The sequence below is a fragment of the Streptomyces sp. NPDC056452 genome, from assembly GCF_042796085.1.
Classification (GTDB): Bacteria; Actinomycetota; Actinomycetes; order Streptomycetales; family Streptomycetaceae; genus Streptomyces.
The window spans coordinates 1-23,851 of record NZ_JBHTRI010000011.1 but is presented as its reverse complement, the minus strand read 5'-3'; the positions used below and the strand labels follow the sequence as shown (position 1 = coordinate 23,851).

19 protein-coding genes are annotated in these 23,851 nt (G+C 70.3%); 10 read left to right on the top strand and 9 right to left on the bottom strand.

What is annotated here, in order from left to right; genetic code table 11:
• The first annotated feature begins 10 nt into the window (after positions 1-10).
• Entirely contained in the window at positions 11-388 is a 378-nt protein-coding gene (locus tag ACFQ6X_RS13205; RefSeq protein WP_383180420.1) for a winged helix-turn-helix transcriptional regulator, read from the top strand.
• A gap of 40 nt (positions 389-428) precedes the next feature.
• Here ACFQ6X_RS13205 and ACFQ6X_RS13200 read toward each other — a convergent pair whose 3' ends face one another.
• On the bottom strand, positions 429-863 hold the full coding sequence (locus ACFQ6X_RS13200; protein WP_329210034.1) for a hypothetical protein: 435 nt from the start codon (positions 861-863) through the stop codon (positions 429-431).
• A gap of 247 nt (positions 864-1,110) precedes the next feature.
• Between ACFQ6X_RS13200 and ACFQ6X_RS13195 the strand changes: the two genes are divergently transcribed.
• Complete coding sequence (locus ACFQ6X_RS13195) at positions 1,111-1,611, top strand: GNAT family N-acetyltransferase (RefSeq protein ID WP_383180417.1); 501 nt, start codon at positions 1,111-1,113, stop codon at positions 1,609-1,611.
• A 39-nt stretch (positions 1,612-1,650) separates the two neighbouring features.
• Here the strand turns inward: ACFQ6X_RS13195 and ACFQ6X_RS13190 are convergent, their stop codons facing one another.
• Complete coding sequence (locus ACFQ6X_RS13190) at positions 1,651-2,523, bottom strand: aminoglycoside phosphotransferase family protein (RefSeq protein ID WP_383180414.1); 873 nt, start codon at positions 2,521-2,523, stop codon at positions 1,651-1,653.
• 141 nt (positions 2,524-2,664) lie between these two features.
• Here ACFQ6X_RS13190 and ACFQ6X_RS13185 point away from each other — a divergent pair, with 141 nt between their 5' ends.
• Positions 2,665-3,414 (top strand): ATP-grasp domain-containing protein, encoded by a 750-nt coding sequence (locus ACFQ6X_RS13185; protein WP_383180411.1) that lies wholly within the window; start codon positions 2,665-2,667, stop codon positions 3,412-3,414.
• A gap of 21 nt (positions 3,415-3,435) precedes the next feature.
• Here ACFQ6X_RS13185 and ACFQ6X_RS13180 read toward each other — a convergent pair whose 3' ends face one another.
• The 3 genes from ACFQ6X_RS13180 to ACFQ6X_RS13170 all read right to left on the bottom strand — a co-directional run bounded on the left by ACFQ6X_RS13180 (position 3,436) and on the right by ACFQ6X_RS13170 (position 9,224).
• Positions 3,436-4,326 (bottom strand): adhesin, encoded by an 891-nt coding sequence (locus ACFQ6X_RS13180; RefSeq protein WP_383180409.1) that lies wholly within the window; start codon positions 4,324-4,326, stop codon positions 3,436-3,438.
• Between the two features lie 130 nt (positions 4,327-4,456).
• On the bottom strand, positions 4,457-6,280 hold the full coding sequence (locus ACFQ6X_RS13175) for an MFS transporter (protein WP_383180406.1): 1,824 nt from the start codon (positions 6,278-6,280) through the stop codon (positions 4,457-4,459).
• 223 nt (positions 6,281-6,503) lie between these two features.
• The gene (locus ACFQ6X_RS13170; RefSeq protein ID WP_383180403.1) at positions 6,504-9,224 is read right to left on the bottom strand and encodes a D-alanyl-D-alanine carboxypeptidase; all 2,721 of its coding nucleotides are present in this window, start codon (positions 9,222-9,224) and stop codon (positions 6,504-6,506) included.
• A gap of 164 nt (positions 9,225-9,388) precedes the next feature.
• Between ACFQ6X_RS13170 and ACFQ6X_RS13165 the strand changes: the two genes are divergently transcribed.
• The 3 genes from ACFQ6X_RS13165 (at position 9,389) to ACFQ6X_RS13155 (ending at position 11,591) form a co-directional block, all read left to right on the top strand.
• On the top strand, positions 9,389-10,108 hold the full coding sequence (locus ACFQ6X_RS13165) for a GPP34 family phosphoprotein (protein WP_329210020.1): 720 nt from the start codon (positions 9,389-9,391) through the stop codon (positions 10,106-10,108).
• Between the two features lie 218 nt (positions 10,109-10,326).
• Entirely contained in the window at positions 10,327-11,184 is an 858-nt protein-coding gene (locus ACFQ6X_RS13160; RefSeq protein ID WP_383180399.1) for a helix-turn-helix domain-containing protein, read from the top strand.
• Positions 11,185-11,387: 203 nt separating this feature from the next.
• On the top strand, positions 11,388-11,591 hold the full coding sequence (locus ACFQ6X_RS13155; protein ID WP_383180396.1) for a DUF397 domain-containing protein: 204 nt from the start codon (positions 11,388-11,390) through the stop codon (positions 11,589-11,591).
• 92 nt (positions 11,592-11,683) lie between these two features.
• On the opposite strand, the gene ACFQ6X_RS13150 is transcribed toward ACFQ6X_RS13155, so the two are convergent.
• Both ACFQ6X_RS13150 and ACFQ6X_RS13145 read right to left on the bottom strand, forming a co-directional pair.
• A complete protein-coding gene (locus ACFQ6X_RS13150) occupies positions 11,684-14,047 on the bottom strand; it encodes a tetratricopeptide repeat protein (RefSeq protein ID WP_383180393.1) in 2,364 nt (787 codons plus the stop codon).
• Positions 14,044-14,457: a hypothetical protein gene (locus ACFQ6X_RS13145; protein WP_383180390.1), complete on the bottom strand. Its 414-nt coding sequence runs from the start codon at positions 14,455-14,457 to the stop codon at positions 14,044-14,046. The genes ACFQ6X_RS13150 and ACFQ6X_RS13145 overlap by 4 nt, the downstream gene beginning before the upstream one ends.
• 556 nt (positions 14,458-15,013) lie before the next feature.
• Here ACFQ6X_RS13145 and ACFQ6X_RS13140 point away from each other — a divergent pair.
• The gene (locus ACFQ6X_RS13140) at positions 15,014-16,597 is read left to right on the top strand and encodes a sodium:solute symporter family protein (RefSeq protein WP_383180388.1); all 1,584 of its coding nucleotides are present in this window, start codon (positions 15,014-15,016) and stop codon (positions 16,595-16,597) included.
• A gap of 99 nt (positions 16,598-16,696) precedes the next feature.
• Here ACFQ6X_RS13140 and ACFQ6X_RS13135 read toward each other — a convergent pair whose 3' ends face one another.
• Entirely contained in the window at positions 16,697-17,812 is a 1,116-nt protein-coding gene (locus tag ACFQ6X_RS13135) for an ADP-ribosylglycohydrolase family protein (protein WP_383180385.1), read from the bottom strand.
• A 247-nt stretch (positions 17,813-18,059) separates the two neighbouring features.
• Between ACFQ6X_RS13135 and ACFQ6X_RS13130 the strand changes: the two genes are divergently transcribed.
• Positions 18,060-18,995: an SDR family oxidoreductase gene (locus ACFQ6X_RS13130; RefSeq protein ID WP_383180382.1), complete on the top strand. Its 936-nt coding sequence runs from the start codon at positions 18,060-18,062 to the stop codon at positions 18,993-18,995.
• Between the two features lie 28 nt (positions 18,996-19,023).
• Here ACFQ6X_RS13130 and ACFQ6X_RS13125 read toward each other — a convergent pair whose 3' ends face one another.
• The gene (locus tag ACFQ6X_RS13125; protein WP_383180379.1) at positions 19,024-21,606 is read right to left on the bottom strand and encodes a bifunctional FO biosynthesis protein CofGH; all 2,583 of its coding nucleotides are present in this window, start codon (positions 21,604-21,606) and stop codon (positions 19,024-19,026) included.
• Between the two features lie 120 nt (positions 21,607-21,726).
• Between ACFQ6X_RS13125 and ACFQ6X_RS13120 the strand changes: the two genes are divergently transcribed.
• Positions 21,727-22,416, top strand: a complete 690-nt coding sequence (locus tag ACFQ6X_RS13120; protein ID WP_383180824.1) for an HAD family hydrolase — start codon at positions 21,727-21,729, stop codon at positions 22,414-22,416.
• 156 nt (positions 22,417-22,572) lie between these two features.
• Positions 22,573-23,787 (top strand): hypothetical protein, encoded by a 1,215-nt coding sequence (locus ACFQ6X_RS13115; protein ID WP_383180376.1) that lies wholly within the window; start codon positions 22,573-22,575, stop codon positions 23,785-23,787.
• The last annotated feature ends 64 nt before the right edge of the window (positions 23,788-23,851 follow it).

Below are 23,851 nucleotides of genomic sequence, written 5' to 3'. Positions count from 1 at the left end.
GGGGACGCCGATGTCGAAGTACCGCAACAGCTGCCTCATCCGCGGCGACGGCGGCCGGGCGATCCGAGGCATCCTGGACCGCATCGGCGACAAGTGGACCCTGCTGGTGGTGGCCACCCTCGACGGTGAACGCATGCGCTTCACCGAACTCCAGCAGCGGATTCCGGGAATCTCGCAGCGCATGCTCACCCGCACGGTCCGGCACCTCGAGCGCGACGGCCTCGTGACCCGCACAGCGTTCCCCGAGGTCCCGCCGCGCGTCGAGTACGAGCTCACCGCGATGGGCCGCACCCTGATCGAACCCGCTGTGAAGCTGGCCGAGTGGGCCGTCGACAACAACCCCGGCATCGAGCTGAGCCAGGCGGACTACGACGCGGAACATCCCTGAGGCGTCACTCCCCCGGCCACCGAACCGTTCCGGGGAGACGTCAGCCTGCCAGGGGCAGGACCGCCGCTATCGCGTTCCGTTCCTTGCGGCCGGCCAACGGGAAGACGATCTTCAAGCCCTGCTCGTTGTCCGGCGAGGACACGACGAAGGACGAGTTGAGCAGCCGCTCCTTGATCTCCGAACGGACGAGACCGGCGCGGGGAATCGTCATCAGGTGCTCCTCGGGCCGGGCGAACGTCGGGTTCGCCCGGAAGACGAAGATGCGTCGGTCGGTCATCGCCAGATACATCGGGACCGGCACCGGCACCACGGCCATGCCACCACCGCTCATGATCGCCGACGCCGCCGCGAACGCCGCCGTCCGGCGCACGGAGACCGAACTCAGGTTCACGACCGACGTCACCTCGACCCGCTCCTCGGGCTCGAGCATGGGGTCGACGGCGGCCAGCAGCAGTCGACGGCGCTTTCCGTTCACGGGTGTACTCCTACGAGGTCGGGTGCCGGACCGGACGGGATATGTCCGCCGGAGTGTCGCCAGCCCGGCCCCGGACGCCACCGCGGGGTCCCGGAGCCCCGGGAATCAGCCTCGGGCCGGACCACCTCGCGAGGCCCGGCCGGCGTGAGCTGTCGGCATACCCTGGCACACGCGTCCCCCCGGTCTCCACGGGCACCCCATGACGCCCCCTCCGCCGTTCCGGTCCCGGTCCTGTGATGCTGGGTTCATGACTGATCGACGCGAGGTCGCCATCGCCCGCTGGCCCGGTCGGGGCCCGTCCGCGGAGGACGGGCTGTCCGGACTGCTGGCGGCCTACCACCTGCGGACCGAGGAGGAGAAGGGCGAGCCCGTTCCCGACGTCGGAGCGCTGCCGGACCGCTATCGCGCGGAGATCCTGGATCCGCGGACGGCGTTCGCGAACGATGTCGTGCTGGTGGCACTGAGCGGGGGCGAGACAGTGGGCTGCCTGGTGGTGACCGCTCCCGTCGAGGAACGATCCGAGGTCAAGAGGCTCTGGACCGCCCCGTCCTCCCGGGGCCGCGGCATCGCTTCGGAGCTCATCGGTGCCGCGCTCGCGCGATGCGCGGACGGCGGCGTGAACACGGTGGGGCTGTCCGTGTGGAAGTGGCGGACAGGCGCCATCGCCCTGTACGAACGGCTCGGCTTCGCCGTCACCGAGTCCTGGGACGAGCGGGGCGATCTGGTGTGCATGGAGCGCGCCGTGTGAGTCGCCGTACGGGTGCTCACGCAGTCGAGCCGGTCTCAGTCATGCCTTGTGGTCGTCGAGGATCTCGCCGATCACATGCCGTGCGTTCGCCGCCATCACCGGATTCGTGGTGCGGTAGTACGAGAGTTCCATGAGCGCGATCGAGAGCGCCCAGCCCCTTCCGCGTGCCCAGCTCGCGTCGTCCGCCTCCAGCGCCGTACGGAAGGCCTGCCTCGCCGGGGCCGTCAGCAGGTACCACCCCGCGATCAGGTCGACCGCGGGATCGGCCAGCCCCATGCACCCGAAGTCGATGACGGCACTCAGCCGGCCGCCCGAGAGCAGGACGTTGCCGGGCTGGAGGTCCCCGTGGACCCAGGTGGCGCCGCCCCGTCGGCCGGGGGCCCGCAGCGCCTCGTCCCAGGCGGCTGCCGCCGCGGCGCTGTCGATGACTCCGTGCAGTGAGTCCAAGGCCCCTCGCGTGGCCTCGTCGCGCGATTCCAGGGGCTCGCTCCGGAACGCGGGCGGGCCGCCCTCCGTGCCGACGCTCCGCAACGCTGCGACGAACTCGGCCAGTTCGGCCGCGAGCCGGGCGGAGCCGCTGCCCGCCTCCGGGTTCTCGCCGTCGAGCCAGCGGCAGACCGACCACGCCCAGGGATAGCCCTCGGCGGGTGCTCCCTCCGCCAGCGGTTCGGGTACGGCGAAGGGGAGGTGCGGGGCGAGGTGCGGCAGCCAGCGGTGTTCCGTGGCGACGTCCTTCGACCCGCCCTCGATGCGGGGCAGCCGCACGGCCATGTCCGCACCCAGCCGGTAGATGGCGTTCACCGTCCCGCTGGAGCGGACCGGCTCGACGGGAAGGTGCGCCCATCCGGGGAACTGCGCGGCGAGCAGCCGGCGTACGAGCGCCGTGTCGGTCTTCACCTCGTTGACGTGCATCACGCGATGCAAGCGGGCCGCGGCGCCGGGCGTCAAGCGAGATCCCGCCGCGGCGGCGGGCATCAGCGACATCCGGGGCGGTGGCGGGCCTCGGCGAAATCCGGTGGGGCACACGGGTGCGCTGCTGAATGATCGGTGCCCATGACCCTCGTACTCCCTCCTCGTCTCACCGCCTCGGCACGGACGCTCCGCGACACCGCTCGCCGGCGCGGCCTGCGGACCGTGCAGCTGCCGGACTTCGACGTGCCCGAGGGGCTGCGCGACGGGGGCGCCCATCTGCATGCCGGACCGTCCTTCGCCGACGCCGTGGCACCCGCGCTGGGCATCGCGCCGCTGGAGGCCCCCGCCGACTGGCTGGCCCGGCTGCCCGTCGCGTTCACCCGGCGCGAGATACGGGCCGTGCCCATCCGTGAGGCGTACCGGCTGCGCCGCCCCGCGTTCGTCAAGTCGCCCAACGACAAGGGCATCCCGGCCCTGGTGTACGCGGACGGGTCCCGGCTGCCCGGGCCGGACGCGGTCGATCCCGGGACCGTGGTGCTGGTGAGCGATGTCATCGTGTTCGCCGCCGAGTACCGCCTGTACCTGCTCGACGGCCACGTGGTCTGCGGAAGCCGGTACGCCGAGGGCGGCCGGCTCCGACCGGCTCCGCTGTCTGCCGGGGCGCTCGCGTTCGGCGCCGATCTGCTCGCCGCCGCCGGGCACACCCTGCCGTCCGCGATCGTCGTCGACGCCGGCCTCACCGACACCGGGCAGTGGGCGGTCGTCGAGGCCAACGCTGCCTGGGCCAGCGGCTGTTACGCCTCCGATCCGGACCGCGCCCTGGACGTAGTGCTCCGGGCCGCCGGTCCGGCCGGCCACCTCACCGAACGGGACCGCGCGTTCGTCCGGTGACCACCCGCACGGCAGCCCGGCTCAGCGGCACGAGGCCTTCAGCTGGGCCGCCGCGTGGTGCGCGCCCACCAGGTCCGTATCGCCCCAGTCCCGGCCCCGGTCGATCAGCTGGACGGCGAAGGTGTCGCCCTTCACCGGGTAGCTCTTCACATCGACCGGCTCACCCCGGTGCTCCGGCTGGCGCACGGCGAAGCCCGTATAGGCGGAGTCCGCGTCGCCGGGATCGGAGAGCACCCGGTACACGGTGGGATTGCCCGCCACGTCGTTGTCGCGGACGCTCCTCGGCACGAAGACGGTCAGCGCGCACTCACTGAAGCCGTCGCCCAGATACCAGGACCAGACCGCGCTGCCGCCCCGGTCCTCGGTCGGACTGCCGGACATCGGGACCGCGCTGAACCGGCCGTCGCACGAACTGTCCGTGAAACCACCCGACTCGACGGTGTACCAGCCCGCGTCGCCGTTCTCGAAGCGGCCGTGTTCGGCGTAGTCACCCGTCGTGCAGCCGGGGCCCGCCCAGACGCTGTAGCGGTACCCGCCCGTCTCCGCGGGACTGCTCGGATCTCTCGCGGGTCCCGAGGGGTCGGGGGATCCCGGAGCGCTCGGGGATTCCGTCGCGGGGGCGTCCGGGCTCTCCTCGCCTCCCGGTCCGATCCGGGTCGGAGCTCCGCCGCCGATCGGAGCCGGTACGGCGCCGGCCCGCCCCGCAGCCTCCGGGCGACCTCCTCCGCCTCCCGACGCGAGCAGCGACACGGCGGTGGCCAGACTCCCTGCCGCGACCACAACTCCGGCCGCCAGCAAGACTCTTCGCCTCCTGGGCAGGGTGGAGACCCGGCCCATCAGCGTCTCTTGGGCGATCCAGGAACCGCTCCCGCCGGCCGAACGCGCCACCGAACCGCACCGGGGACAGACCATGCCCGGCAACGGACCTACGTGTTCGCCCCCGCAATGTTGGCACCTCATGGCAGCACACCTTGCCAGTGCTGCGCCCGCAGAGGGAGAGTTCCCGCACTATTTGCTCGGCCGGGCTCCGGGCGGGAGCGCGTCAGCGGAGTTCCTCCGGACACGGCGTACCCGGCTGCAGCTGGTACGGCGCCGCGAGCCGGTAGACCCCGGGCCGCGGTGCGAGCAGCTCCGTCCACTCGTCGCCGTCCGGGTCCTCGTCCACCTTGATCAGGCAGCCGTGCGCGTTGGTGAAGTCCTTCGGGGCTTCGTCGTCCTCGGCGGAACGCTGCTTGGACGCCTCCGTCTCCTGGGGACGCTCCACGCTCTTGCCCTTGTCGTCCACGACGGCCAGCCAGCGCGAGTACGGGATCCGGATCAGCACCCGGCCCGCCGACTGCACCCGGATCGTCAGCTCGTCGGCTCCGGCGCGCTCGACCGTCGCGGGCGGATCGGCGAGCGGCACCGGGTCCAGGACCCGGAACAGCTTCCAGTTGGCGTCGCTCCAGACCGCCTTCAGGTACGGCTGGCCCTCCTGGACGAGCTCCGTCTCCTGCAGCGCCCCGCTGGAGTCCGGCTTCCCGGTCGGCAGCACGACGTAGTGCACGGCCCAGCGGTCGAGCCACTCCCGGTAGTTCACGGCGTTGAGGGTGTCGTCGTAGAAGAGCGGGTTGCGCTTCATGTCGGCCTGCCGGTTCCAGCCGCGGGCCAGGTTCACGTACGGCGCGAGCGCCGACGCCTCCCGGTGGCTGCTGGCGGGCACCACCTCGACCCGGCCCCTCTCCGCCCCGGCCTTCTGGAGCTGGTTGACCAGAGGGGCCAGTTCGCGGTTCCAGGACGCGGTCGGGGCGGTACGGACGATGTCGTCGATGCCCTTGAAACCGATCCAGAAGTTCAGGCCCGCGAAGGCGATGACCAGCGCGTACCAGCGGCGGGTGCGCGGCGCCGTGTACGGCAGGGCGGCGAGCAGCACGACCCCGGCGAACAGCATCGCCATGCGCGACACGTTCGAGCCGATCTGCGAGTCGATCACGTACGTCAGCAGCGTGCCGATGCCGTACACCGCGGCGGCGGTGCGCACCGTGCGCCAGTCCCGCGGCACGAGGAAGAAGACGAAGACGGCGTACAGGAACGGCAGCGACAGGGTCCCGATCGCCATCGGCTGCGTACCCGAGAACGGGAACAGCCACGCGGACAGCGCCACGACCGCGGCAGGGGCCAGGCCCAGTGCGTACGCGCCGGGGCGCCGTTTGTTCAGGAAGAGTGCCGCGGCGACCACACCGAGGAAGAGCCCGGCGACCGGGCTCCCCGCCGTCGCGAGCCCGGCCAGCGGCGCGGCGACACCGGCCTTCGCCCACCGCTTGTACCGCCAGCGGTGGGGCCAGCAGAAGACCGCGGCGACCGCGCCCAGCGCGAACATCATGCCGAGCCCGAAGGTCACCCGCCCGGAGAGGGCGTTGCACAGGTACGCGAACGCTCCGGCGAGGGCGCACGCGAGGGGGTTACGGACGGCCGGCACCCGGACCAGGATCAGCGCGGTGAGCGCGGAGGAGACCGTACCGACGATCATCATCGTCGTACGGACGCCGAGCACCGACATCAGATAGGGCGACACCACGCTGTACGAGACGGGGTGCATGCCCCCGTACCAGGCGAGGTTGTACGCGGTACCGGGGTGGCGGCCGACGAACTCCGCCCAGGCGTCCTGGGCGGCGATGTCGCCACCGCTGTTCGCGAAGAAGAAGAACCACAGCAGGTGCACGGCGGCCGCGACCGCGGTCGTCAGCAGGACCGGGTGGCGCAGGAGGCGGTTCCGTACGGACGTGTCGGGCCCGTCCTGCCCGCCGTCGCGCGGGGCCGGAATCCTGACCCGCAGATTTCCGGCAGCCGTACTGTCGTTCGCCCGCGTCGGCTCAGCCGTCGTCACTGCGACTCTCCCCGTCCTCGCCCGGGCCTGCCGAACCGTCGATGTACCGCACGGGCCTCATCCGTACCCGGAGGGACGCGTCCCGGCGCCCAACCGTTGCTTCCGGGACGCTAGCACGCGTGTTTTTCTCCGCGCTGCCCCATTTCCTGCCCGCCCCGAACCTCCGGCTCCGTGCCCCTGCCCACCGCTGCACGCGGGGGCAGGGGCACGGGCCGCACTGCCGTCAGGTGATCCGGGTCAGCCTGTCGCCGAAGGCCGGTTCCGTCATCTCGCTCTGGAGCGCGACGGGGGCCGAGACCTTCCCCGGGCCGGTACCGACCGTCACCTCGCCGACGACCGTGCCCGCCTTCGCCGCGTGCGGGAGCGTCTTCCCGCCGTCACCGAGGTCGAGCTCCACCTTGAGCCCGCCCCAGCCGACCGCCTTGAGGTCCTTGGTGGAGACCACCGGTGTCCTGCCGCCGAGCCCGTTGTCGACGTAACCGACGACCTGGCCCTTCTTCACGACGGTGGCGGAGTCGACGCCCTTCTGCGCGGCCTGGATCAGGCCGAGGCTGCTCTGTATGGCGCGCTGCAGCTTGGCGTCCAGCGTGCCGTCGGCGTCGGCACCCATCACCGCGCCGATGATCCGCCGGCTCTTCCCGTCGACGACCGTGTCCGCGGTCCAGATGAGGTTGCCGCCTGCCGGGGTGGAGGAACCGGTCTTGATGCCACTGACACCGGGTTCCAGCAGGATGTTGTTGTTGTTGTAGATGGTCTTGCCGATGCCCGGGATGTCGGCCTGGGGCATGTTCACGATCTCGCGGAAGACGTCGTACTGCATGACCGCCTTGGCCAGCTTGAGCTGGTCGGCGGGCGTGGACTCGGTCGAGGACTCGAGACCGCTCGGGTCCGTGTACGTCGACTTCGTCATCCCGAGGTCCTTGGCCGCCGCGTTCATCTTGTCGACGAAGGCCTCCACCGTCGTGGCGTCCCAGCGGGCGAGCAGCCGCGCCACGTTGTTCCCCGAGGGGATCATCAGGAGCTGGAGCATCTGACGCTCCGTGTACTTCTGCCCCTCCTTGATGGGCGCCGTCGACTCCTGCGGGCGGTTGGCCTCCTCGCCCGCCGTCTTGTCGACCTCGATCTGCTCACCGTCCTGCTTGCCGGTGATCGGGTGCTCCTTGAGGATCACGTACGCCGTCATGATCTTCGCGACGCTCGCGATCGGGGCGGTCTTCTCCGTGCCGTACGAGCCGATGGTGCCGACACCCTCGACCTCGACGACGCCCTGGCCCTCTTCCGGCCACGGCATCTCCAGCTTCTCGCCGCCGAAGGTGTACGTGGGGTCGGCGGAGAGCGTCAGCGTGGGCTCGGGAAGAGGCCGCACCGCCTGCGCGATCGCAAAGACGATCACGACGAGCAGCAGCAGCGGCGTCCAGATCTTGACCCGCCGGACGGCCGTGCGGACCGGGGTCTGCGGGGGCGGCGGGGTGTTCGTCAGCTCGGCGAGCAGGTCGAGCGGCGGCAGGGGCGGCATGGGCTGCTGCCGGGTGCGCTCCGCCTCGGTGAGCCCGGGGACGGCGCCGGCCGGACGGCCGGGATCCGCCGTGCGGCCCGGGGTGAGGTCCGGGGTGACCGTGGGGCCGATGCGGGGCGCGGACGCGGACGCATCGGACCGGCGGGGGGCGGGCGCGGGGGGCGGGCCCGCGTCGTCCGACCGCAGCGGTACGAACTTGCTGGTCCGCTCGGCGGGGGCCTCGGGGGCTTCCCTCTTCGTGTCCCGGGGGAGCTTCAGCGCGGTCGTCGGCTGGTCGACGCGGCCGGGCCGCAGCGCCTTGAAGGCGGTGGTCGGCTGATCGATTCCTCGCTTGTCCTCAGCGGGCTCCGCGGGGTCCTCGGACTCGGCCTTCTCGCCCTGCTCGGCCTTGCCGGACGTCTCGGTCTTGTCGGCCTTGTCGGCCTTCTCGGGTGTGGCCTCCGCGCGGGTCCTGGGCACGCGGGGCGCGTCGGAGGTGGCGCTGACGTCCGCCGCCTCGTCCGTGTCCGACCCGGTCACAGCCTCGGACGCTTCGTCCGGCTCGGGCTTCGCGTCCGGCTCGGGCGCAGAGTCCTCGGGCGCGGAGTCCTCGTCGCCCCCGCTCGCGACCCACGCCGCGACGGCGGCACGCAGCCGCGCGTCGTTCGGCTCCGCCTTGGAGGACGGCTCGGAGGGGGCCTCGTCAGCGGTTCCTGAGGCGGCATCGGCCTCGGTGTCGGCTTCCACTTCCGCGTCGGCTTCCGCTTCCGCTTCGGAGCCGGATTCCTGCGCAGGTCCGGAGTCGGACGGCACAGCCGGCTCGGCCGGCTCCTCCGACCCGGCATCGCTGCCCGAACCGGCCTCTGAGGCCGGCGCGGAGTCGGCGTCGGAGCCGGCGTCGGAATCCTCGTCGTCCGAAGACCCGGCATCGGCGGACGCCTCGGGCTTGGTGTCGATTTCAGCGGCAGCCGCCTCGGCCGCCCCCGGGGGCACAGCCGCCCCGGCAGCCGCAGCAACCTCCTTGGCCGCCTCGCGGGGCTCGGAGTCCTCCACAGGGGCCTTCACGCCCTCCGCAGGGCCCGTTGAGCCCTCCGCGGCCCCGGAGTCGGAGTCGTCGGCGTCCGGCGCATCCGCTCCGGCCGCATCCGTCTCGCTCCCGGACGCAGCCGAGGAATCCGCGGACACGTCTGCGGACACGTCCGCAGAGGCATCGCCGGACGCGTCGGCCGGATCGTCAGAAGCATCCGCGGAGAACGGCGCGCGGAAGACCGCTGTCGCGGTGTCCGTCGCGGTGCCCGTCGTGCTCCCGGTGCCCGCCGAAGCGTCCGGTTCGCGGAACACGGCGAGACGCGGATCGCGTCCCTCAGTCGTCCCCGACGACTTCCGCTGCTCCGAATTGTCGGGGGACTCGCCCGCCACCGATGCCTCCTCCATGCGCCGCGGGGACATGCCCGCACTGTCCGAACCATCTACCAGTGTCCTGTGTGAACCCTTGGCTGGGCCGCTAGACGAGAACGACATACCTAACGGTTCCCTCACAAAGCACCCAGGCGCTCTCGACAGACCAATGTGAGAGGGGTCACCCTGTCATTCATCCACGCGGGGAGGCATGGATGGGCAGGAGCCGCAGAACAATTCCGGAGGAGCTTCTGTTGCTCGCTCTGGACCCGACCACGGGTACCACAGCGCAGCCGCAGTCGCTCGACCTCGGCCTGGCCGGGGCACAGCTAGTAGAGCTGGCTCTGGCAGGACGGATAGCCCCTGACGGGGATCGTATCGCCGTGGTGATGCCACGGCCGACAGGAGATCCGACTCTGGACTCCGCACTGGAACTGCTGCGCCGTCGCGGCAGCCCGGTCCGGGCCGTCCACTGGATCGGCGGACCCCGACTGGGGCTTCGCCAGATCTACCTCGCTCATCTGGAGCGGTGCGGCATGGTGCATGCCGTGGCGGGCCAGATGTGCGGAGTGCTGCCGACGACTCGCTACCAGGCGACGGACACGGCAATCAGCCGGGACATCAGAAACCGGCTGGACAGTGCGATCCGCACCGGCGTACCGCCGGACCCGCGGACCGCGGCGCTCGCCGCGCTGGCCCATGCGGTCGGACTCGGCAAGCACCTGTACCCCGGGAACGAGGGGCGCTCTTCGCGCTCCCGGCTCCGGGACCTGATCAGACACGACCCGATGGGCGGCCTCGTGGCGCATGCCGTGATGGACGTCCAGAACGGGGTGGCCGTACAGCCGCGCCGTAATCAGCAAGCGGCAGGCGTGCCGTTGCAGCCGCAAGCGCAAGCGCGTCGCGGCAGCATGGCGCACACCTCCGTGCACTGACCGCGCAGAGCATCGCGCGGAGAACCGAATACCGCCGCACCGTCGTCCCCACAGACCCGGTTCGGGAGCCGCACCACGCGCGGGGCAGCCGGATCCACCGGCTGCCCCGCGCGCTTGTGTGTGGCCGTTTTCCAGCGCGCTCACGGCCAGGGGTGGCAATCTGCTGAGCAGTAGATACGCACAGCTACAAGAGCTGCATAGCCGGAGGTGCCGTTTCCGTGCCGACCAACGTCAATCCCACCGTCAGGCGACGCCGGTTGGGCCAGGAATTGCGCCGCCTCCGCGAGATCAAGGGCATGACGGCCGAAGAGGTGGCGGAGCGGCTGCTGGTCTCCCAGTCGAAGATCAGCCGCCTGGAGAACGGCCGCCGTTCGATCAGCCAGCGCGACGTCCGGGACCTCTGCGGCGTGTACGAGGTCGAGGACCACCGGATCGTCGACTCGCTCATGCAGATGGCCAAGGACTCCCGCCAGCAGGGCTGGTGGCACGCGTTCGGCGACATCCCGTACAGCGTCTACATCGGCCTGGAGACGGACGCGGCCTCACTCCGCGTCTATGAGTCGCTCATCGTTCCCGGCCTGCTGCAGACGCGCGAGTACGCACAGGCGGTCATCGAAGGGATGTGGCCCGAAGCCACGCCCAATGAGATCGACAAGCGGATCCAGATCCGCCTCAAGCGCCAGGACCGCCTGACCGATCCGGTCAATCCACTGCGCTTCTGGGCGGTGATCGACGAGGCGCTGCTGCGTCGCATCGTCGGCAACCCGCAGACGATGCGGGCCCAGTTGCTGCACCTTGCCGAGCTGAGCGAGCTGCCGCACGTGACCCTTCAGGTGCTGCCCTACGACGTGGGCGCACATCCCGGCATGTACGGAAAGTTCGCCATCCTCGAGTTCCAGGAAGCGATGGACGCCAGCGTCGTCTACCTCGAGGGCGTCACCAGCGACCTGTACCTGGAGAAGGCCAATGACGTCCAGAGCTACGCCGTAATGTACGAGCACTTGCGAGCCCAGGCCCTGAGCGCGGAACAATCACGCGACTTCATCATTGCGGCAGCCGAAAAGTGCCAGCCATAAGCAGGCGATGAAGTGTCCTCGGATTGAAAGTCGGCAATATACGCCCGCGCCACTGCAGCCAGGAAGACCCCAAAGGATTAGTTCACCCAAAGGGGTGAACGGTGCTCACCTTCGATGATGTCGCAGCGTAGCGTCGCTCCCGGAGCCGCTGATTCACAGCGACCGGGACACACGACCCGACCACCGGCACAATCATCGGAGGCATGCTGATGAAGCATGGCAAGCTGACAGAATGGACCAAGTCATCCTATTCCGCCGTTAATGGGGATTGCGTCGAGATCAAGACTGCGGGACATGACGCCGTCGCGGTGCGCGATTCCAAGGATCCGCGCACCGGAGTCCTCGGCTTCACAGCCAACACCTGGTCCGCATTCCTTTCGAACATCAGCCAGAACTCGCTGCACTGAGCCTGGCCGAAAGGTCGGCCGGCTCACGCACGTCGCCCCAGCCACACCCTCTCGACTGGTCCGCCGTCCTGGCCGAGAGGGTCCCTGCTCACTCAGGGAGCAGCCGACAAGCTGCGGGTCCTCGCCGTGACAGGGCTGTCCGCGCCCAGCACGCGCTCGCACAGCGGCAGATTCAGGCGCGCAAGCGCCTGGGCCTCGGCCACGTGACCGAAGGCTGCCAGAGAGGCGGCCAGCCCTGTCCGGTTCGTGAGCAGGTAGGGGTGCTCAGGCCCCAGAGACCGCTCCTGGCCGTTCACGGCAATCCTGGCGAACGAGATCGACTCCTCCAGCGCCCCGCGCTCGGCCAGGATCCAGCTCAGGAGGACCGCGGCCGACAGAGCCAGCGGGTGCTCCTCGCCCCCGATGCGCCGACGGTCCGACAGGGCCCTTCGCGCAAGCGGTTCCGCCTGCTCGTACCTGCCGAGGCGATAAAGCCCGAAGGCGAGATTGTGGCGACTCGTGACAGTCGCCAAGGAGTCATTGCCGAGAAGCTCCTCACAGACGGCCATCGTTTCGGGCCCAACGCGGTCGAATTCCTCGACCGCACCGGCAACGGCCAGGTATTCGATGAGGAGTGCCCGGGCATAGAGGGTGTCCGGGTGATTTTCACCCAGGACTCGGCCGCGGACTTCCTGCGCCTTCTTCAGGGCTGCCACACACTCTTCCACTCGCCCCAATTGGCCAAGAGGCTCGTGAAAGGAAAGGAAGCTCTCCAAGGTTTCGGGGTGCTCTTCACCGAATACCCTTTCCCGCCCGTCCAGGACTTTCCGGTGCAGCGCCTCGGAGTCCTCGAATCGCCCCAGCCTGAAGAGAGCCAGGGCCGCATTGTGGCCGGCGCCGAGGGTGAGCGGATGGTCTTCCCCCAGATGCGTTTCCGCCACCTTCACGGCGGCCTGCGCCACATGCAGGGACGCCTGGTAGTCCCCGCTCGCAAAGACATGCCGGGTCAGCAGATTCGCGACCCCGACCACACTGATTCCGGCGTCGTGATCCTCCACCGTCCGAAGCAGATTCATCACGTGCGGGACCAGTCTGCGCACTCGGCCTCCCGCCACTCCCCCGCCCACCTCGGCGGGGATCTGCGAGGCGAGCAGACGCGCCGCCCCCTCGACCAACAGCGGCTTCTGATCGTTCGGCACCGCTGCCGCGACACTGTCGAGCAGAACTCCGTGCGTCTTGACGCACCGCGCGACTTCGCCGCTCTCCTCGGAGTCGACGAGCGAGACCAGGGAATGATCCAGCAGGCCCCGGAGCGCGGTTTCGACCCGGTTACCGGGCAGCGCCGGCTCTACGGCACCGAGGTCGACTGCACCCACGGACAGGGGGCGCAACAGCGACAGCGGAACCGGGTCGGAGCTCCAGCAGGAGAGCAGGCGGAGCAATGACGCACACTCGGGAATGCCGTCTTCGGCCAGGGCGTTGAGCGAGATCTCCCAAGTCCGACCCACGAGTTGCCGAGCATTTCCCTCCGAACTGCCCGGCGCCGCACCCCGGTCGATCAATTCGGTGGGGTTCTCGTCGAGGTGCCGCCGATAGTCGCTCATGGACCAGTTCTCCAGAAGTTGACGGGACAGGAAGGATCCGGCCAAGGTCAGGGCGAGCGGGAGGCATTCGAGCCTTCCGGCCACGGTCTCCGCATCGTGCGGAGTGCCCGCGTCAGGAGCAAGGTCATGCAGCAGCAGTGCGGCATCCTCCAGCGGAAGTACTCCCACCTGGTGCAGTTCCGCCCCGCTCCAGATATGTGAGCCGGCTGCGCGCGTGGTCACGAGCACCGTTCCTTGCGGGCTGGAACGCAGCCACGCACCCTCTTCAAGAGCTGCGGGTTCATCCGCGTTGTCGAGAACCAGGAACCACGGCTGTGCCGAATGGTTCAGGTAATGCCAGGCAAGATCGGCTGACGCGCGGCGCCCGTCGTGCGCCGCGGCGAGCTCGGAGGTCTCCGCACCACGATCGGCGGCTACGGCAAGCATTCCGGCACGGAGTGTGGCCCGCTCGGAGGCGTTGACCCACAGTCCTATGCGGCCCCCCTGCCCGGTGACCTCGTTGAAGAGGGTCTGAGCCACTGCGGTCTTGCCGCAGCCGCCCATTCCGTGGAGAACGTGGATCCCGCCGCTCTCGTTCCGGACAGCGTCCGTCAGCCTGCTCATCAGGTCGGCGCGGTCCCTGAGTATCCGCGGAGTCCGGCCGACGAGCGGAGTGCGCACGGAATCCGGTGCCGGCCAGTCACCTGCCCGACCGGCCTTCGCCCGCACCACCGTTCGCTGCATGGACGGGCCGAAGAGGGAGGAACCCTGGTCAGGTGCCTGGTGGTAGTGGTTCTCGGTGACGTACTGGTCGCCGGTCGACTGGTAGACACGGCCCTGCCCCGATGCCCTGCCCTGCACGAGATGCTCCGCGCCCGGCTCGGTCCCGCTCACCGTTCGTTGATGTGCTGATCGCGCCCGGCCTGGTAGACACGGCCGCTGCCGGATGCCTCGGCGCGCATCTGCACGCTCTGCGGCGCGTCGTTCACTTCGGGATCGAGTTCCACCAGGATCCGCCGCAAGTCCGAGGCGATGTCCGGCCTTTCGGTGAGCAGCCGTCGTACGCGGCCCGTCCAGGCATCACGGAGTTCCTGCTCGGTCAGCTCGTCGCCGGTTTCCCTGGCGGTGAGCAGATCGTCACGAGCCGCTTCCAATTCGTCCTGAACACCTTCAGCACGGGAGGGACTGGCCCGTTGCCAAAGGGAGACGATGCCGTCCCGGGTCCTCTCCCATGCGTCGGTCGCCATGAGCGTGACCACAGTGGCCCCTGCCGACCGTGCCAGCTCGATCAACTGCGCGTCCATCCATGCCCCCACTCCGTCGGCACCTGTTCAGTACCTGGATAGGGCGACCACACTATGTGCGACGGATTGTCGATGTCAGGTGGAACCACGTCAGTCGTCCACGGACGGTGGTGCCGCGGCCTCCTGCCTCGGACGCGTCTGGGTGGCCGGGCGGACTGCCCACTCCGGTCAGGAGCAGCGAACAGCTGCTCCAGCGCCGGAACCCTTCGATCGGTTCAGCTCTCCTCCTTCTCCGGCCGCACGGGACCCGCATCCCGTGCGGTCGTTCTGCGTTCTCAGCGCTCATCCTTGGGTTCTGTCTCTGCACAGCCTGACGAAGTGCCCGCTCATCGTGTGGCCGCTGTCACGTTCACTACAACGCTTCGCAAGGTCAAGAACAAGTAAAATCGTTCGCCTTACTGATCCGCGTTCACATCCCTGATCGAGAAAACCTTGACCGAGGACCCGAACAGGCGGTTCAATCCCCAAAGTCCCCGTTCCCGCACGGGGGCCCCGCTGAACGGCCGTACTGACGAAGTGCGTTCCCGTTCACAAGGCGGACCCCTGGAGGGGGCACATGAACAGTCTCGACTGGGCCGTGCTCATCGGATACTTCGGTGTGATGGTCGCGATCGGACTCTGGTCGCACAAGCGCGTGGACAATGTCAGCGACTTCTTCACTGCCGGCGGCAAGATGCCGTGGTGGCTGTCGGGCATCTCGCACCACATGTCGGGCTACAGCGCGGTGATGTTCACCGGCTACGCCGGTATCGCGTATCAGTACGGCGTCACATCCTTCGTGACCTGGTCACTGCCGATCGCCATCGGCATCGGCATCGGCGCGAAGCTCTTCGCACCACGGCTCAACCGGCTGCGCTCGCGGCTGCACGTCGCGTCGCCGCTCGAGTACCTCAAGAACCGCTACAACGTCCAGACCCAGCAGGCCCTGGCCTGGTCCGGTCTGCTGCTGAAGATCGTGGACGTCGGCGCCAAGTGGGCGGCCATCGCCACGCTGCTCTCCGTCTTCACGGGCATCTCCCTGACCCAGGGCATCTTCATCACCGGCGCCATCACGGCCGTCTACTGCACGGTCGGCGGGCTGTGGGCCGATGCGCTCACCGAGCTCGGGCAGTTCATCATCCAGCTCTTCGCGGGTATCGCGATGCTGGTGATCGTCATGAGCAAGCTGGGTGGCTTCAGCTCTCTGTGGACGGTCTGGGACAAGCTGCCCGAGGGCCACACGGACCCGACGGCCGGCCCGTACACCACGACCTTCCTGCTGGCGTACCTGTTCATCAAGACCTTCGAGTACAACGGCGGCATGTGGAACCAGGCCCAGCGCTACATGGCCACGGACTCCGCACGCTCCGCGACCCGTTCGGCCCGTCTCTCCGCCATCCTGTGGCTGGTCTGGCCGGTCATCCTGTTCTTCCCGATGTGGGTCGCACCGCTGCTCGTCGAGGCCAAGAAGCCGGACGCCTCGGACAGTTACGCCCTGATGACCGAGCAGCTGCTGCCGCACGGTCTGCTCGGCCTCGTCGTCGTCGGCTTCTTCTCGCACACGATGGCCATGTGCTCCTCCGACGCCAACGCGATCTCGGCCGTCTTCACCCGGGACATCGCGCCGGTCTTCTCCAAGGCGGCCCGCACCTGGAGCAACCGCAGCGGTCTGCTGGCCGCACGGCTGTCCACGCTCGCCTTCCTCGGCCTGTCGATGGCACTGGCGACGCAGATCAACTCGCCGACGTTCAAGGACATCATCTCGGTCGTCATCAAGTGGGTCGCCGGCCTGATGGGCCCGATCGCCATTCCGTTCATGCTGGGCCTGCTGCGCAGGTTCCGCAGGTCGGGACCGACGGCGGCACTCACGAGCTGGGCAGCCGGTCTGCTCGCCTTCTACCTCACCAACTACAACTTCGACGGCTCGGTGAAGACCGACGTCGCCCTGCAGTACCAGGTGGCGCTGCCGCTGGCGATCTCACTGGTGCTCTACATCGCCATCGGGTTCATCAAGCCCGAGGACACCCCTGAGCGCGACGCGCTCATCGAGATGATCAACACGGACGGCGGGGGCCCCGACGGCGAAGCCGGCGCAACCGCGGTTCCGGCCCAGAAGACCGGCCCGGAGGGTACGGCGGTCCCGGAAGGTGTGAAGGACTGACCGTCGTTCCGGCAGGGACGGCAGGGACGCACGAACGGTGGGCGGGCGCGGCGGCGTCCGCCCACTGCTGTCCCGCCCCTCCCCCTCCTGCCGCTTCCCTCAGTCCCGCGGGTAGCGGGTCAGCCAGCCCGGAGCCACCGCGGTCGGGCTGTGCAGGGCGGGCCCCTGGGTCATCTCCATCGCGAAGTCGTCGGCGAGTTCGAGGACGGTCGAGCGCCCCTCGAGTTCGGCCAGCCAGGCCGGCGGCAGTGCCGTCTCGCCGTGCAGCGCCCCGAGGAGGGCCCCGCAGACGGCCCCGGTGGCCGCGGACGGCCCCGAGTGGTTCACGGCGAGGCGCAGCCCGTGCCGCACGTCCTCGCCGACCAGCGCGCAGTACAGGGCCACGGCGAGGACCTCCTCCGCGGAGTCCGTGTCGCCGAGCGCCTCGATGAGGGCCGGCCCCGGAATGCCCTGCCGTACGGAACCGAGGGCCTGCCGCAGTGCTTCGGTGACCTGTTCGCTGCCCGGGCGGTCGGCGAGCAGCGCGAGGGCGTGCTGGACCGAACCGTCCAGGGTCTCGCCGCGTGCCAGCCCGTGCACCAGGACGGCGAGGGCTCCGGCCGCCAGCTGGGCGGTGGCGTGGCCGTGGGTCTGGGCAGCGCACTCGACGGCCAGCTGGAGGACGAGCTGCGACTCCCACCCGACGAGCAGCCCGAAGGGCGCGGAGCGGGTCAGGGCGGCCGAGTCGCGGGCCGCGGGGTTCTTGGGCACCGCGAGCGTGCCCATGGTGGCGTCACCGAAACCGACGAGGCACTCCCGGGTGGGTGCGCGGCGTGTGTACAGCCACTCCTCCCTGGCGAGCCAGCCGTTGTCCTTGCGGCGTTCGTCGGGCCCCCAGGCGCTCTGTGTGGCCGCCCAGCGCAGATGGGCACGGTGCACATCGGTGGGCGGGTGCCAGGCGCCGGTGTCACGTCGGACCTGGGCGCGTATCAGCCCGTCGACGGTGAAGAGGGTGAGCTGTGTGACGGCGGTGACGGCCCCGCGTCTGCCGTGCGCGGGAACGAAGTCCACGACACCGTCGACACCGTGGGCCGCCCGGATCTGCTCCAGGGTGAGCCCGGCGACACCCGCCCCGAGCGCGTCGCCGATGGCACCGCCGAGCAGGGACCCGCGCACCCGGCTGCGGAAGTCCTGCTGCTCCGCACGGCCCCAGACAGCTGTGGTCCCTGTGGTCACCGTGCCCCTTCCCGTCCGTTCACCGGCGTGCGACTGCGCAAGCACTGTAATCGAACTGGAAGGGCTGGTTCAGGGCCGGAACGGTATGTACGGGCCGCGACGCCGGCCGGGGGCGCCGCACGGTCCGCACGGGACACCGAAAAATAGGACACAAGATGTCAGGTTTCGCGACGAGCATGGTTTCCCCGGTCGTCGATGACATTCCTGGACCGGGTCGTACAGACAGATCAGGACCTCAAGGGGATTCATGTCCGACACACCGACCACACCGGAAGCGACGCTCCAAGGAAAGATCGCCCTGGTCGCAGGGGCTACCCGGGGCGCCGGGCGCGGCATCGCGATCCGGCTCGGCGCGGCGGGTGCGACCGTCTACGTCACGGGCCGCACCACGCGGGAACGGCGCTCGGAGTACGACAGGCCCGAGACGATCGAGGAGACCGCCGAACTCGTCACCGCCGCGGGCGGAACCGGCGTCGCCGTGCCGACCGATCACCTGGTGCCCGAGCACGTCCGTGCGCTGGCCGAGCGCATCGATGCCGAGCAGGGGCGGATCGACGTGCTCGTCAACGACATCTGGGGCGGCGAACGGCTGTTCGCGTTCGACAAGCCGGTCTGGGAGCACGACCTCGACGACGGACTGCGCCTGCTCCGGCTGGGCGTGGAGACGCACGCGATCACCAGCCACTTCGTGCTGCCCCTGCTGGTGCGGCGCCCGGGCGGGCTCGTCGTCGAGATGACCGACGGGACATCCGCGTACAACGGGGCCAACTACCGCAACTCCTACTTCTACGACCTGGTCAAGAACAGCGTCCTGCGCATGGCGTTCGTGCTGGCCCACGAGTTGAGGCCTCATGGCGGGACGGCGGTGGCGCTCACCCCCGGCTGGCTCCGCTCGGAGATGATGCTCGACGCCTTCGGCGTCGCCGAGGAGAACTGGCGCGACGCACTGACCGACGTGCCGCATTTCTGCGTCTCGGAAAGCCCGGCGTACGTCGGGCGCGCGGTCGCCGCTCTGGCCGGTGACGCCGGCCTCGCCCGCTGGAACGGACAGTCGCTGTCCAGCGGGCAGCTCGCCCAGGAGTACGGCTTCACCGACCTCGACGGTTCCCGCCCCGACTGCTGGCGCTACCTGGTCGAGGTCGTCGATGCGGGCAAGCCGGCCGACGCGACGGGGTACCGGTGACGGACCCGTACGCCGACCGGAAGAACCTTCAGCCCTCCAGCACCGGCAGCAGCTCCGGGAGGTGCCCGTCCGACGCGGCCGCGGCCTGGATGCGCTCCTCGGGAACCTCTCCGTACAGCGTCGTACGCGGCTTCGCCGGCCGCCCCGCGAGGTCGGCGATGGCGACGAGGTCCTGGACGGACCGGTACGAGCCGTAGCCGGAGCCCGCCATCCGGGAGATGGTCTCCTCCATCAGCGTGCCGCCGAGGTCGTTGGCCCCCGAGCGCAGCATCTCGGCCGCGCCCTCGGTGCCGAGCTTCACCCAGCTGGTCTGGATGTTGGTGATGTGCGGGTGGAGGAGCAGGCGGGCCATCGCCGTGACGGCCCGGTTGTCCCGGTCGGTGGGGCCGGGGCGGGCGATCCCGGCCAGGTAGACCGGGGCGTTGGTGTGGATGAAGGGCAGCGTCACGAACTCGGTGAAGCCGCCGGTCTCCTGCTGGAGTCGGGCCAGCGTACGGAGGTGGCCGAGCCAGTGCCGGGGCTGGTCGACGTGCCCGTACATCATGGTCGAGGACGACCGCAGTCCCACCTCATGGGCGGTTTTGATGACTTCCAGCCAGGTGGCGGTCGGCAGCTTGCCCTTGGTGAGGATCCAGCGGACCTCGTCGTCGAGGATCTCCGCCGCGGTGCCGGGGATCGAGCCGAGTCCGGCCTCCTTGGCGGCGATCAGCCAGTCACGGATCGACATACCGGTGCGGGTCGCGCCGTTCACGACCTCCATCGGTGAGAACGCGTGGACGTGCATACCGGGGACGCGCTCCCGCACGGCCCGCGCGATGTCGAAGTACGCGGTGCCCGGCAGGTCCGGGTGGATCCCGCCCTGCATGCAGACCTCGACCGCACCGACGTCCCAGGCCTGTGCGGCACGGTCGGCGACCTGATCGAGGGAGAGGGTGTACGCGTCGGCGTCCGTACGCCGCTGCGCGAAGGCGCAGAAACGGCAGCCGGTGTAGCAGACGTTGGTGAAGTTGATGTTCCTCGTGACGATGTACGTGACGTCGTCACCGACCACGTCACGGCGCAGCGTGTCCGCGATCCGGCACAGCTCGTCCAGCGCCGGCCCGTCCGCGTGGAGCAGGGCGAGCGCCTGGTCGTCGGTGAGCTTCGTCGGGTCGTCGGCGGCCTGGCCGAGCGCCTGGCGCACGTCGGCGTCGATGCGGGACGGGACCATGCCGGGAGCGGCGGCCTCCCGGAGTGCCTCCCAGTCCCCGTACACCTCGTCGAAGTCGTCGCGCCGGTCGCCGGTGCGGCCCTCGGTGTCGATGGTGCGGTGCAGGTCGGTGCGGCCCGAGGCGTTGAAGCCCTCGTCGGGCTCCTGCCAGGGCAGCCCGACGGGAATCGCCCCCTCCTTCGCCAGACCGGTCTCGGGGTCCGCGAGCGCCCGTACGTGCGGGACGAGGCGGGGGTCGAGCCAGGGCTCGCCCCGCTGGATGAACTCCGGATAGATCGTGAGGCGTTCACGCAATTGGAATCCGGACTCGGCGGTGCGGGCGGCGAGTTCGTCGATGTGCGGCCAGGGCCGCTCCGGGTTCACATGGTCGGGCGTGAGCGGTGACACGCCGCCCCAGTCGTCGATGCCCGCGCCGATCAGCAGGGCGTACTCGGCGTCGACGAGGTTCGGCGGGGCCTGGATACGGGCGGAGGGGCCCAGGATGTGGCGAGCCACGGCGATCGCGGCGGCCAGCTCCTCCAGTTCCGCGTCCGGCATCCCGCGCATCGCGGTGTCCGGCTTCGCGCGGAAGTTCTGGACGATGACTTCCTGGATGCCGTGATAGGCGCGGGCCGTCCTGCGCAGCTCGAACAGGGAGTCGGCGCGCTCCTCGTACGACTCGCCGATGCCGATCAGGATGCCGGTGGTGAACGGGACGTTGGACCGTCCGGCGTCCTCCAGCACCCGCAGCCGGACGGCCGGCTCCTTGTCCGGGGACCCGTGGTGCGGGCCGCCCTTCTCGGACCACAGCCGGGTCGCCGTCGTCTCCAGCATCATGCCCATGGACGGTGCGACGGGCTTGAGCCGCTGCAGATCGGTCCAGGTCAGCACCCCGGGGTTGAGGTGCGGCAGCAGCCCCGTCTCCTCCAGCACCCGGATCGCCATGGCGCGCACGTAGGCGAGGGTGTCGTCGTACCCCTCGGCCTCCAGCCACTCACGCGCTTCGGGCCAGCGGTCCTCCGGCCGGTCGCCGAGCGTGAACAGTGCTTCCTTGCAGCCCAGTTCCGCACCCTTACGGGCGATGTCGAGGACCTCGTCCGGCGACAGGAACATCCCGTGCCCCGCGCGCTTGAGCTTCCCGGGGACGGTGACGAAGGTGCAGTAGTGGCAGGTGTCCCGGCAGAGCCGGGTCAGCGGGATGAAGACCTTGCGGGAGTACGTGATCACTCCCGGGCGGCCCGCGGCGTCGAGCCCCGCGTCCCTCACCCGGGCCGCGGACCCCGCGAGATCCGTGAGGTCGTCCCCCCGCGCCTGAAGCAGTACGGCGGCCTCGGCCACATCGAGGGCGACTCCGTCGCGTGCCCGGCGGAGGGCACGCCGCATGGCGTTGGTGGTCGGGCGTCCGAGCTGAGGATCGGTCATGAGCCGAGCATACGAGCGACGCCACCTGCCCGGATCAGGGCCTCTGTCCGCAGCAACCGTCCGGCCCCTCCTGGCGCCTTGGCCGTTATGTCGCACTTGCCCCGTAGGCTCGGTCCGGTGATGGAAACGATCGTCTTCGACATCGGCGAAACCCTCGTCCGCGACGACCGCCACTGGGCCTCCTGGGCCAACTGGCTCGGCGTCCCGCCGCACACCGTCAGCGCGCTGGTGGGCGCCGCGGTCGTGCAGGGCCGCGACTGCACGGACGCGCTGCGCATCCTGCGCCCCGACATGGACGTCACCGAGGCCTACCACGCCCGCGCGGCAGCCGGCCGCGGCGAGCACCTGGACGAGACGGACCTCTACCCCGACGTCCGCCCGGCCCTGGCGGAACTGCGCGCGCTCGGCCTGCGGATCGTGATCGCCGGCAACCAGACCGTGCGGGCCGGGGAACTGCTGCGGGCCCTGGACCTTCCCGCGGACGTGGTCGTCACGTCGGAGGAGTGGGGTGTGGCCAAACCGGACCGGGAGTTCTTCTCGCGCGTACTGGAGGTCTCGGACGCGGCCCCGCACGCCACCCTGTACGTCGGCGACCACCCGGCCGACGACCTTTTCCCGGCCAAGTCCTCCGGCCTGCGGGCGGCGCACATCCGCCGGGGTGCGTACGGGCACTGGTGGGCGGACCACCCCGACGTGACGGAGACGGCGGACTGGTGCATCAACGCGCTGACGGACCTGCCCGCGCTCGTGAACGCGGCACCGTCGGGTGTGGCGCCCCGCATCGGCACGGGCCTCCGATCGGTCCCGTGAGCGGAGCCGGACCGGGCGGCCCCGCCACGTTCCCAGGACGCGGGACAGCCCGTCGTCGAAGCGCTTGCCGACCGTGATCACCGCGTGATCACCACCCCGTAACCTCCAACCCGCCAGGGGATTGACGGGGTGTGTGATCGAGGCGGGGGCAGCAACATGACGTACCGGCGCGCGGCGATACCGGCACTGGCCGGAGGACTGCTGCTCACGGCGCTTCTGTGGTGGGCGGGGGCGAGCGTGAATGCCTTGCACCTGGCGGGTACCGCCGATGTGCTCGGCGGCCGGGCTGCCGCCGAACTCGAGTACTGGCTCGCCCCCTGGTCGTACGACGCCCCGGCCTCGCTCCGGTTCGGCGCCGAGGCGACCGGTGGGGCCGGGGATGCGGCCGTCACCGACGGCAGCCGCTACCTCTCGCTGTACGCGACCTCCATGCAGATCCGTTTCGGCGTCCTCTTCGCCGTCTTCGTGCCCGGGGCGCTGCTCCTCGTCCGCAGGCTTCCCCCGGTGCGCGGCCGGACGACGGCCGCGTTCCTCGCGGTGTGGGCCTGGGGCCTGGTGGCCGGAATGCTGGCGGCGACCGTCTCAGCACCGTGGTCGATCGCCTCGCGGGGGCACGGCAGTTACCGCTTCCTGCCCCAGCTGGCTTCCTCGAGCTCGTCCGGCCAGCAGATCACGGTGCTGGCCGCACTCGTCGCGGCGGCGGGGACCGTGCTCGCGGCACGGATCACCACCAAGGGCGCCGGACCGCTGCCGCTGAGGCAGGTTCCGGCCCGCGCCGCCCGCCTGGCCGCCACCGTCGGCACCGCCGTGGTCGCGCTGTCCCTGCTGGTCCTCTCGTACCAGCCGGTCGCAGCAGCCGTCCAGACGGTCTCCCTGTCCGGCCGGCTGGTCGCCGAACCGGGCGAGTTCCTTCGCACGTGGCTGCTGCTCGGCGGCTGGGCGGGCCCGGCGGGCGCGCCGATCGGCACCTGGCTCCTGTACCGCGTCGCGGACGCGCTGATGCTCGCCGTGGTGTGGTGGGCGCTGCGGAAGCTGCCCGTCCTGCTCGCCCCGGCGACTGTTCCGGCGATGGCGGCGGGCGCGGTCTGCGCGACCGTCATCGGGCTGCTGGCGAGACAACTGCTGCAGATGGGGCTGACCGGTGCGGACTCGGGCATGCGCTGGGGGCTGGTGCAGTTGTCCGGCGGCCTCGGCGGCGGCGTCCCGGCCGCCCTGACCTGGGGCCTGGTGGCCGGCTTCCTGACCGCCCTGACACTGCGGCTGGCCGGTGGCGGCGCGGAGGCCGACAACGCCACGGCCCCCGCCCTGCCGGACCCGCCCGGCACGGCCCCCGCCCCGCCCGCCGCACTGCCTGACCGGTCCGCCGGATGACATCGGCCCCCGCCCGGCGACGCGCCGGGCGGGGGCCGAAGGGTCCGGTCTACTTGCCGAGGAC

Coding starts and splice junctions, on each gene's coding strand:
- ACFQ6X_RS13205 (WP_383180420.1), top strand. CDS start 11: ATGTCGAAGTACCGCAACAGCTGCCTCATCCGCGGCGACGGCGGCCGG.
- ACFQ6X_RS13195 (WP_383180417.1), top strand. CDS start 1,111: ATGACTGATCGACGCGAGGTCGCCATCGCCCGCTGGCCCGGTCGGGGC.
- ACFQ6X_RS13190 (WP_383180414.1), bottom strand. CDS start 2,523: ATGCACGTCAACGAGGTGAAGACCGACACGGCGCTCGTACGCCGGCTG.
- ACFQ6X_RS13185 (WP_383180411.1), top strand. CDS start 2,665: ATGACCCTCGTACTCCCTCCTCGTCTCACCGCCTCGGCACGGACGCTC.
- ACFQ6X_RS13180 (WP_383180409.1), bottom strand. CDS start 4,326: ATGGTCTGTCCCCGGTGCGGTTCGGTGGCGCGTTCGGCCGGCGGGAGC.
- ACFQ6X_RS13170 (WP_383180403.1), bottom strand. CDS start 9,224: ATGTCCCCGCGGCGCATGGAGGAGGCATCGGTGGCGGGCGAGTCCCCC.
- ACFQ6X_RS13165 (WP_329210020.1), top strand. CDS start 9,389: ATGGGCAGGAGCCGCAGAACAATTCCGGAGGAGCTTCTGTTGCTCGCT.
- ACFQ6X_RS13155 (WP_383180396.1), top strand. CDS start 11,388: ATGCTGATGAAGCATGGCAAGCTGACAGAATGGACCAAGTCATCCTAT.
- ACFQ6X_RS13145 (WP_383180390.1), bottom strand. CDS start 14,457: ATGGACGCGCAGTTGATCGAGCTGGCACGGTCGGCAGGGGCCACTGTG.
- ACFQ6X_RS13140 (WP_383180388.1), top strand. CDS start 15,014: ATGAACAGTCTCGACTGGGCCGTGCTCATCGGATACTTCGGTGTGATG.
- ACFQ6X_RS13130 (WP_383180382.1), top strand. CDS start 18,060: ATGTCCGACACACCGACCACACCGGAAGCGACGCTCCAAGGAAAGATC.
- ACFQ6X_RS13125 (WP_383180379.1), bottom strand. CDS start 21,606: ATGACCGATCCTCAGCTCGGACGCCCGACCACCAACGCCATGCGGCGT.
- ACFQ6X_RS13120 (WP_383180824.1), top strand. CDS start 21,727: ATGGAAACGATCGTCTTCGACATCGGCGAAACCCTCGTCCGCGACGAC.
- ACFQ6X_RS13115 (WP_383180376.1), top strand. CDS start 22,573: ATGACGTACCGGCGCGCGGCGATACCGGCACTGGCCGGAGGACTGCTG.